General features: G+C 64.0%; 6 protein-coding genes and 1 pseudogene. 5 read left to right on the top strand and 2 right to left on the bottom strand.

The window, feature by feature from the left end:
* The 3 genes and pseudogenes from QZ378_RS08995 to cysK form a co-directional block, all read left to right on the top strand.
* Positions 1-588 (top strand): annotated as a pseudogene (locus QZ378_RS08995) (F0F1 ATP synthase subunit beta); the annotation flags it as partial.
* Positions 589-996, top strand: a complete 408-nt coding sequence (gene atpC, locus QZ378_RS09000) for an ATP synthase F1 subunit epsilon (RefSeq protein ID WP_191529408.1) — start codon at positions 589-591, stop codon at positions 994-996.
* Between the two features lie 338 nt (positions 997-1,334).
* Positions 1,335-2,249, top strand: a complete 915-nt coding sequence (gene cysK, locus QZ378_RS09005; RefSeq protein WP_291258025.1) for a cysteine synthase A — start codon at positions 1,335-1,337, stop codon at positions 2,247-2,249.
* A gap of 255 nt (positions 2,250-2,504) precedes the next feature.
* Here cysK and QZ378_RS09010 read toward each other — a convergent pair whose 3' ends face one another.
* Complete coding sequence (locus QZ378_RS09010; protein ID WP_291258026.1) at positions 2,505-3,206, bottom strand: Crp/Fnr family transcriptional regulator; 702 nt, start codon at positions 3,204-3,206, stop codon at positions 2,505-2,507.
* Positions 3,207-3,382: 176 nt separating this feature from the next.
* Here QZ378_RS09010 and QZ378_RS09015 point away from each other — a divergent pair, with 176 nt between their 5' ends.
* Positions 3,383-5,377 carry an amidohydrolase family protein gene (locus tag QZ378_RS09015; RefSeq protein WP_291258027.1) on the top strand — a complete coding sequence of 665 codons (1,995 nt, stop codon included), beginning with the start codon at positions 3,383-3,385 and terminating at the stop codon, positions 5,375-5,377.
* Between the two features lie 57 nt (positions 5,378-5,434).
* Here the strand turns inward: QZ378_RS09015 and QZ378_RS09020 are convergent, their stop codons facing one another.
* Positions 5,435-5,869 carry an Rrf2 family transcriptional regulator gene (locus QZ378_RS09020; protein ID WP_191379485.1) on the bottom strand — a complete coding sequence of 145 codons (435 nt, stop codon included), beginning with the start codon at positions 5,867-5,869 and terminating at the stop codon, positions 5,435-5,437.
* Positions 5,870-6,175: 306 nt separating this feature from the next.
* On the opposite strand from QZ378_RS09020, the gene aroF reads away from it, so the two are divergent.
* On the top strand, positions 6,176-6,984 hold an 809-nt coding region (aroF, locus tag QZ378_RS09025; RefSeq protein ID WP_291258028.1), incomplete at its 3' end, for a 3-deoxy-7-phosphoheptulonate synthase.

Below are 6,984 nucleotides of genomic sequence, written 5' to 3' on the forward strand. Positions count from 1 at the left end.
CAGCCCACCCTGGCCAACGAGATGGGCGCCCTGCAGGAGCGCATCACCTCCACCCAGGACGGGGCCATCACCTCGGTGCAGGCCGTCTACGTCCCCGCCGACGATCTCACCGACCCCGCCCCTGCCACCACCTTCGCCCACCTGGACGCCACCACCGTCCTGAGCCGCAAGATCGTGGAGCAGGGCATCTACCCCGCGGTGGATCCCCTGGAGTCCACCTCCCGCATCCTGGAGCCCGACGTGGTGGGGGAGCGGCACTACAAGATCGCCCGGGGCGTGCAGGAGCTGCTCCAGCGCTACCGGGAGCTGCAGGACATCATCGCCATCCTGGGCATGGAGGAGCTGAGCGAGGACGACCGCCGGGCCGTGGAGCGGGCCCGCCGGGTGCAGCAGTTCTTCTCCCAGCCCTTCTCCGTGGCCGAGCAGTTCACCGGCCTGGAGGGCCGCTACGTCAAGCTGGGGGACACCCTCCGCTCCTTTGAGACCATCCTGGGCGGCGAGCTGGACAAGTACCCCGAGGCCGCCTTCAGCAACGTGGGCAACGTGGACGAGGTCATCGAGAAGGCCAAGAAGATGGGGGCGGTGTAAATGGCGGAACCGTCCACCTTCTACCTGGAGATCATCACCCCCGAGCGGCAGTTCTACATCGGCCAGGCCGAGGCCCTGGTCATCCCCATCGTGGACGGAGAGATGGGCATCTACCCCGGCCACGAGCCGGTGGTCTCCGCCATCGAGCCCGGCGAGCTGCGCTTCAAGCACGACGGGGCGTGGACTCCCGCCGCCGTGGGGGCGGGCTTCGTGGAGATCAAGCCCGACTATGTGATCCTCCTGGTGGGCTTTGCCGAGCACCCGGAGGAGATCGACCGCAAGCGGGCCGAGGCCGCCAAACAGCGGGCCGAGGAGCGCCTGCGCCAGAAGCAGAGCATCCACGAGTACTACCACTCCAAGGCCGCCCTGGCCCGGGCCATGGCCCGGCTGAAAACCAAGCACGAGTGAGCAAAGGGGAGGCCCGGCGGATGTTCCGCCGGGCCTCAATGTGTCGAAAAAGTGGCTTTGCCACTTTTTCGAGAAAGTCTGCATGGCGGAATGGGCTCGATTTCTTGCGAAATTGTCACCCCTTCCGCCATGAGAAGTGTCATTTCCGACGCGCATGTCGCCGGAAATGACGGATTTTCATTTGATTCCTGCGGCTGCGGCCGCAGGAACTCTGCGAGGCTTTCCCTCACAGAAGGTTTTTCGACAGTCTTAGGCCCGGCGGATGTTCCGCCGGGCCTCCCCTTGTGCTGCGGGCGGCGGCGTGCTATACTGGAAAAAAACAGAAGGAGGCTCCGCCTATGCGCATTGCCAACACCCTGCCCGAGCTGATCGGGCATACCCCCCTGCTCCGGCTGGAGCGGTTCGCCCCCGGCGGCGGCCTGCTGGCCAAGCTGGAGAGCTTCAATCCTCTGTCCTCCGCCAAGGACCGGGCGGGCCTGTACATGATCCGCGACGCCGAGGAGCGGGGCCTGCTGCGCCCCGGCGCGGTGATCGTGGAGCCCACCAGCGGCAACACCGGCGTGGCCCTGGCCTACATCGGCCGGCTGCGGGGGTACCGGGTGGTGCTCACCATGCCGGAGACCATGAGCGCTGAGCGCCGCGCCCTCCTGGCCGCCCTGGGGGCGGAGCTGGTGCTCACCGACGGGGCCTGCGGCATGGCCGGGGCCATTGAAAAGGCCAACGAGCTGCTGGAAAACACCCCCGGCGCCTGGATGCCCAACCAGTTCAACAACTCGGCCAACGCCCGGGCCCACTACGAGACCACCGGCCCCGAGCTGTGGGCGGACACCGAGGGGAATGTGGACGTGCTGGTGGCCACCGTGGGCTCCGGCGGCACCATCACCGGCACGGGCCGCTACCTGAAAGAGCAGAACCCGGACATCCGGGTGGTGGCGGTGGAGCCCGCCGAGTCCCCCGTCCTCTCCGGCGGCAGGCCGGGCCCCCACAGGATCCAGGGCATCGGCGCGGGCTTTGTCCCCGGCACCTTGGATCTGTCGGTGGTGGACGAGATCATGACCGTCACCGGCGATGAGGCCTATGCTGCCGCCCGGGAGCTGGCCCGCAGTGAGGGGGTGCTTGCCGGCGTGTCCTCCGGCGCGGCGGCCCACGCCGCCCGGACCCTCTCCCGGCGGCCGGACATGGCGGGCAAGACCATCGCCTTGATCCTCCCCGACACCGGGGAGCGATACCTCTCCGCCGGGCTGTTTGACTAAGCGAGCCGCACAGAACAGCGGGGCCGCATTCTGCGGCCCCGCTGCAGCCTGTCGAAAAAGTCTTTTCGACAGGCTGCTGAACTTTTTGAAACTTTAAAAAGTTTCAAAAAGCTGTTTGATCCTACGCGAAAGGGAACCCTGACGGTTCCCTTTCACACTATCCTTCCCTTCGAATCCTTTAGCTAGAGGGTTTCTCGGCAACCTACAGCGGGGCCGCATTCTGCGGCCCCGCTGTTCTCATATTATCAGGATGCCTCACTCCAGTTGGGCCTCCAGCGCCGCGCGGTCTGGCAGGATATAGCAGTGCTCCCGCTTGCGCAGCAGCCCCGCTTTGGCCAGAGTCTGAAAGCACTGGGGCACCGCCACCCGGGAGATGCCCAGGAAGTCGGCGGCCTCCTGATGGGTCAGCCGGATGGTGAGGCGGATTCCCTCCTCCTCCTGTACGCCGTTCCGCTCCGCCAGGGAGAGCAGAAACTGGATAACCCGCCCCTGCACACTCAAAAAGCTGTCCCGGACCAGCACGCGGCTGAGTACCTGGCTTTTCCGGGCGGAGACCTGGAACAGTTTCAGTGCCAGGGCGGGAGATGCCTCCACCCGCCGCTTGAACACCTCCGCCGGGATGCGGAAGATCCGGCACTCGCTGGCGGCGACGGCCCGGAATTCCCGCACGCCGCCGTAGATGCACTCATCCTCTCCCACGACAATTCCGTCAAAGAGCAGATAGAGGACACGCTTTTTCCCGTCGCTGTGGACACACTCCACCCGCACCTGCCCCGACTGGAGATAGAGCACCTCGTCGGCTGGGTCGCCCTGCTGATAGAACACCGTTCCGGCCGGAACCGTCTCCCTGCAGAACCCGTCCGTGAGCCGGTCCCACACCGCGTCCCACGGCTCATTCCCGAGCGAAGAGAGATGCTGCGGCATCCACTGCTTTTCCCATGCTGTTTCCTGTTCCACTGGCCGCCCTCCCTGCCTGGCCTCTGGCATTTTTCCCTCTCTATTTTCGCAAAAATTGTATATTTTGTAAAGTGCTTTACAGAAAAATGCGCCCTGTTTTTGTAAACTATACCATGTAATCGGGCTCTTTTTCTAATCGAGCCTATAAAATGCTGAAAGAGAAGGGAATGCAGTCGATGAAACGAAGAACCGCGCGCAGCCTGTGTGCAGTCGGCCTGAGCCTGGCGCTGATGGCCGGAATGGTACCCGCCGCCATGGCCGCAGAACCGGCCGAAACGGCAGACAGCATCTACATCAACGGCAACATCTACACCGTGGACGACGACTTTACCACCGCTACCGCCATGGCCGTGAAGGGGGACCGCATCCTCTACGTGGGCGACCAGGAGGGGGCGGAGGCCTATCTGGGCGCCGGCACCCAGGTGACGGATCTGGAGGGCAATACGGTGCTCCCCGGCCTGATCGAGGGCCACATGCACATCAGCAATCTGGGTGAGAACCACCTGAAGCTGGACTGCTATTTCAAGTCCAAGGAGGACATCCTGGAGATGGTTCGCCAGGCCGCAGAGGCGGCCGAGCCCGGCCAGTGGATCCAGGGCTCCGGCTGGCTGGACACCCTGTGGGACGAGCCCGGCTTCCCCACCAAGGAGGAGTTGGACGCGGTGGCCCCCGACAACCCCGTATATCTGCTCCGGGCTGACAACCACATGGGCTGGTTCAATAGCATGGCTCTGGAGCTGGCGGGCATCACCAAGGATACCCCCGATCCCCAGGGCGGCAAGATCCTCAAAACCGATGACGGAGAGCTGTGGGGCTGTCTCACCGACACTGCCATCAACCTGGTGCGGGATCTGGTTCCCGCCTACACCGTTGAAGAGCAGCAGCAGGCCCTCCTGCTGGCCCAGGAGCAGCTGTTCTCCTATGGCTTCACCAGCGCGGTGAACGCGGGCACCACGGTGCAGGGTCTGGAGAATTTCAAGGCCCTGTATGAGAGCGGAGAGATGAAGCTGCGCACCTACCCCATGATCATGCTCACCACTGATCTGACCAGCCCCGAGGCCGAGTACATCCGCACCCACGCCCCCTCCGAGGAGCTGTACGACAACCGCATGCTGGTCCGGGGTGTGAAGATCGTGGGCGACGGCTCCCTGGGCTCCCGCTCCTCCGCCATGCTGGAGGACTACAGCGACGCTCCCGGCACCAAGGGCGAGTACCGCTTCACCGATGAACAGATGTATGAGGCCGTCAAGCTGGCCTATGACAACGGCTATCAGACCGGCGTTCACGCCATCGGTGACGGTACCAACCACCAGGTACTGAACGCCTACGAGAGAGTCATGGAGGAGAATCCCCGGGAGGATGCCCGCCTGCGCATCGAGCACTTCCAGATCATCACCGCCGAGGATATGCAGAGGGCCCTGGATATGGGTATCCTGCCTGCCATGCAGTTCACCCACGCCACCTCCGACTCCAACATGGCGGAGGATCGCATCGGCTCTGAGCGCATCAAGACCGCCTACGCCTGGCGTACTGTCCTGGACGCGGGCAGCATCATCATCGGCGGCTCCGACGCCCCTGTGGAGAAGGTCAATCCCTTCCATGGGCTGTACGCCGGCGTCACCCGCATGACCCGGGCCGGCGAGCCCGAGGGCGGCTGGTATCCGGAGCAGAAGGTCACCCGGGAGGAGGCCCTGCGGGCCTTCACCATCTGGGCCGCCTACGGCCAGTTTGAGGAGGATCTCAAGGGCTCCCTGGAGCCGGGCAAGCTGGCTGACTTCATCATCATTGACCGGGACTACATGACCTGTCCCGAGGCGGACATCAAGGACATCCAGGTCCTGGCCACCTATGTGGGCAATGAGCTGGTCTACACCAAGGACACCTCCGCCCCCACTGTGGTGTGGCAGGGCGACCCCCTCACCTTCAACCGTGAGCTGGTGGTGGAGCCCGGCACCATCTATGTGCCCCTCAGCGACGTGGTCAACGGCATCAGCGCCCAGTCCACGGTCAGCGGCGGCATCGCCACCGTGACCCTGGACGGCAAGACCGCCTCCGTGCCTGTGAAGGACGTGAACGGCGCTCAGTACGTGGGCATCCGCGCCCTGATGGAGGGCCTGGGCTACCACACCAACTGGTACCCGGACGGCGCCTGCGTCTCCATCGGGAAGTAATGAAATTTCCCCAAAAAATGAGGGGCCTGTGGAAATCTCCACAGGCCCCTCGTCATCTCATCTCTCGCCGGTGCATTTCTCGTGATACCGGTTTACCAGATCCGCCAGGGTCAGGTGATCCACCACGCCGGAGACGGCGGCCTGGATCTGCTGCCACACCTCCATGGTGACGCAGCGGTCGGCCCGGCCGCAGCGGCAGGTGTCGTCCTGATCCACACAGCTCACCGGGGCCAGGTTGCCCTCCAGCACCCGCAGGATCTCCCCCACGGTGTACTCCTCCGGCTCCCGGGTCAGCAGGTAGCCGCCGCCGGCCCCCCGCACCGAGCGCACCAGGCCCGCCCGGGAGAGCTGGGTCACAATCTGCTCCAGGTATTTATCCGAGATCTCCTGCCGCTGGGCCACGTCCCGCAGGGGCACCGCCGCACCGTGGCTGTTCAGGGCGATGTCCAGCATCAGGCGCAGGGCGTAGCGGCCCTTCGTGGAAATTTTCATGCCTATCCCACCTTTTCTGACAATATAATACCATAATAGAGGTAGGAAATCAAGGATAATTTCCTCTTGACTTTCATACCAAAACGTGCTAAAGTCTCTCACAAGAAGGAGTGTGACCCGTTCATGCGCAAGGCCATCGGTTATGAGTACGGCTATTACCGCTATTACGATAGCGGTGCTTTTGCCTGCCCATAACCGGCCAGCCAGGGAACCCGGGACACTCTGCACAGAGTTCATGGAACCCGCGGCCGCCTTTGGGCGGCCGCGGGTTTTTTGTTTTTGGAATTTGGAAAGGAGTTTTGGAATATGGTCGTCATTATGAAGCGGGAGTTCACCCCTGAGCAGCTGGAGGCCGCCATTCACACCATGGAGGAGGGCGGCGTCAAGGTCATGGTGTCCAAGGGGTCGGAGACCACCATCCTGGGCGCCGAGGGCAACGCCGAGCACATCGACCAGGAGAAGCTGTCCCTGCTGCCCGGCGTGGACCGGGTCATGCGGGTCACCGAGCCCTACAAGAAGTCCAACCGGAAGTACCACCCGGAGGACTCGGTGATCGACCTGGGCAGCGGCGCCGCCGTGGGGGGCAAAAAGCTGGCGGTGATCGCCGGACCCTGCTCGGTGGAGAGCGAGGCGCAGATCGTGGCCGTGGCCCGGGCGGTGAAGGCCAGCGGCGCCGCTGCCCTGCGGGGGGGCGCCTTCAAGCCCCGCACCTCCCCCTACTCCTTCCAGGGCATGGGCAACGACGGCATCCGCCTGCTCCAGGAGGCCAAGGCGGCCACCGGCCTGCCCATTGTCACCGAGATCATGTCCACCGACAACGTGGAGATGTTCGAGATGTGCGTGGACGTGATCCAGGTGGGGGCGCGGAACATGCAGAACTTCGACCTTTTGAAGCAGCTGGGCAAGACCTCCAAGCCCATCCTGCTCAAGCGGGGCCTGTCCTCCACCATTGAGGAGTGGCTCATGAGCGCGGAGTACATCATGGCCGGCGGCAACAACAAGGTGATCCTCTGTGAGCGGGGCATCCGCACCTTTGAGACCTTCACCCGCAACACCCTGGATCTCTCCGCCGTGCTGGCGGTGAAGCAGCTCTCCCACCTGCCGGTGGTGGTGGA

The organism is Flavonifractor sp. (genome assembly GCF_019422385.1).
GTDB lineage: Bacteria > Bacillota > Clostridia > Oscillospirales > Oscillospiraceae > Flavonifractor > Flavonifractor avistercoris.

What these genes read in the sequence shown, in the direction of transcription:
- atpC (WP_191529408.1), top strand. Translation starts at nt 589, where the DNA reads ATGGCGGAACCGTCCACCTTCTACCTGGAGATCATCACCCCCGAGCGG.
- cysK (WP_291258025.1), top strand. Translation starts at nt 1,335, where the DNA reads ATGCGCATTGCCAACACCCTGCCCGAGCTGATCGGGCATACCCCCCTG.
- QZ378_RS09015 (WP_291258027.1), top strand. Translation starts at nt 3,383, where the DNA reads ATGAAACGAAGAACCGCGCGCAGCCTGTGTGCAGTCGGCCTGAGCCTG.
- QZ378_RS09020 (WP_191379485.1), bottom strand. Translation starts at nt 5,869, where the DNA reads ATGAAAATTTCCACGAAGGGCCGCTACGCCCTGCGCCTGATGCTGGAC.